The organism is Campylobacter sp. BCW_6464, from assembly GCF_001762775.1.
GTDB lineage: Bacteria > Campylobacterota > Campylobacteria > Campylobacterales > Campylobacteraceae > Campylobacter_D > Campylobacter_D jejuni.
On the sequence record NZ_MJXM01000083.1, the window covers coordinates 1 to 1,943 of the forward strand.

Below are 1,943 nucleotides of genomic sequence, written 5' to 3' on the forward strand. Positions count from 1 at the left end.
ACCCTTTCCATCCATTTATCTAATTTTCTTTCTTTAAGTTTTTCTTCTAAAGGAAGTATATTTTTTATCAAAGCGCTTTCTTGTGCTTTGATATGTCCATAAACTAATTCCATAAATTCTAAATGTTCTTTTATCCAAAGAATATTTTTATTAAAAACATCTTCTTTGGTTTTAGGATTTAAAACATAAATTCTAGCAAGATTAAGTTCAAATTGAGTTAGCAAGGGGCCTAAAATTTGTATCAAATCTTTTTGAGTATTGTAAAGTTCATCGATTTGAGTTTTGATTTTATCTATATCTTTAATGATCTCTTTGATAAGGGTTTCATTTTCTTGAGAATTTTGCAATACAATAAAAGAGTTTTTTATTTTATCATAGCTTTTAATAAATTTATCATTAAAATCTCTACAATGTTTAATACTTTGATAAACTTTATAATAAGCCTTAAGTAAAAACTCATTTTGTTTATTTAAACTTAAAGGTTCTAATTTTTCAAAAGGTTTATCTAAATCTTTATGAAGTAAATTTTCACAAGCCCAAAGAAAAGGTTTTTCTATAGTTCCTTCTATCCTTGCTCCACCTTCGGTACAGTTGTAAATTTTAGTATCTAAATATTTTTGTATTTTTTGTACATCTTGTTCTAAATTTTGCTTAAACATGAGCCAGACATGATGAGTTTTAACTTTCCCTTTTTTGCCATAAGCAAGAGTGTAAAGGTGTGGATACTTTTTACTTTCATAGGTTGCTGAGTTTTGATAATCATCAGGATGAGAATTGCCATTTTCAGCATAAGCTAAATCTTGTCCTATAAAAATGATTTTTTTATGATTTAAATGCAAGGAAAGATAACAAGCCATATGTGCAACACTAAACCCCATGTTAAAATATCCAAAATAATCTAATTTTAAATATTCTATAAAGCTTGCATAGGTTGAAACTATGGTAAAATTATCGGTTTTTTTGTTTAGATAGTGTATAGCATTAGGGTGCACTACAGATTTGATAATAAAACAAACATCCCTATCAAATTCCCCAAAATCATGATTAAAAAATTCTGCTGTAATGGCTTTTCTTTCAAGCATACAAACATAATCAGGCTTTATACCATGCTTAGCTAAAATAGGATAAGAAGAATCTGCACAAAAAATCGTAGCTTTATTAGCATACTTTTTTAATAAAGGTAATTGTTTGGTTAAACTTGGTCCTGTAGAAACAATAATAGCTGTATCACTTAAATTCTTTCTTTTAGAAAGTAATTCTGTATAACTAGGATGAGTGATCATTTGAGGAAGATTATAAACAAATTGTTCTATGCCTTGAAGGGCATCAAGCGAATCATTACCATGAGAAATAATAGAATCTTTAAAATGCTGCGCTAGCTTTTTATTTAACTCCAAAACATCCTCATGAAATCTTTCATAATAATTACTCATCAGTTCTAAAAAATAAATTCTAGAAAATTGAAAGAAAGGTTTGTTAGAACAAAAATTAGAAAAAAATTCTATATCTAAAGAACTAGTTTCTAAAATCATCAATCTTGAATTTTGTAATTCATTTGAAAAATCTAAGATATGAAACATTGCCCAAATGATCTCTATATCTTTTTCAAAAACAACGATATGCTGATGATTTTTATTTTGTAATAAAGCTTTAAATAAAATTCCATTTCCAAAACCATAAAAATACAATACAGGATAAAGTAGGTATTTGTCATTGTAAGTGTTTAACATAGTTTGTAACTCTTTAATGGGGTTTTGATAAAGTAAATTTTCATTATACTCCCCCACTGAATTATCTTTTAGATTGATATCAAGATTATCTTTACCTAAGATAAGTTCAAATTTACTAGACTTGATTTCTTTTAAACTTTCTTTTAAAAGAATATTACCTAAAGCTTCAATATTTTTGTTAAAGAGCTCTTTTTGGGTAGGAGTGAAGGTCAT

The 1,943-nt window shown here is 26.8% G+C and carries 1 protein-coding gene; it reads right to left on the minus strand.

What is annotated here, in order from left to right; translation table 11 throughout:
- A partial coding sequence (locus tag AJ885_RS09605) for a motility associated factor glycosyltransferase family protein (protein ID WP_070281227.1) occupies positions 1–1,943 on the minus strand: 1,943 nt, incomplete at both ends.